Genomic DNA, 567 nt, shown 5'->3' with positions numbered 1-567 from the left:
TGTTGCTGTGTGGCTTTCCATCATAGCTGAAGCTTTCGCTTGCTGCTGTAATGGTCACATCTTTTGGTGTTACAGTTAAGGTTCCGTTCTGAGGTGTGATCTTATACTTAGCCGTCACATCCTCATCTCCGTTCATTACCTTGTAACCGTCCTTTACTGAATTGTTCCCTGTAGATGTATCTGCTACATTGACCACAGTTCCGGTCGCTTCTGCTATCAGGTAATCTCCTTCTGCCAGGACTCCGTCTGTCACCCTCACTTCTGCATTGCTGTGCTCGGTTCCGTCATACAGGAAGCTTTCGCTTGCTGCTGTAATGGTAATCTCAACCTGATCGCCATATTCCATTGTCAGGCTTCCGTCTACGTACTCCACTTTGTAGTTACTATACTCACCGCTGGTGAATACATGGCTTACTACCTTGTTTTTCACTGGACTCTGGCTCGGGTAGGTGATGCTTCCCTCTACCACTGCGCTTATCGCATCCATTCCTACGGTTCCGGTCACTTCATACCCATTGTTGCTGTGTGGCTTTCCATCATAGCTGAAGCTTTCGCTTGCTGCTGTAA

At 47.6% G+C, this 567-nt stretch carries 1 protein-coding gene; it reads right to left on the bottom strand.

Annotated features, from left to right (window positions below):
• On the bottom strand, window positions 1-567 hold a 567-nt coding region (locus tag CLFS41_RS30200), incomplete at both ends, for a hypothetical protein (protein ID WP_045094042.1).

The organism is Clostridium sp. FS41 (assembly GCF_000954015.1).
In the GTDB taxonomy this organism is placed as follows: domain Bacteria; phylum Bacillota; class Clostridia; order Lachnospirales; family Lachnospiraceae; genus Enterocloster; species Enterocloster citroniae.
Note: the sequence above shows the minus strand (reverse complement) of the source record. Positions and strands in the feature narration are given on the sequence as shown.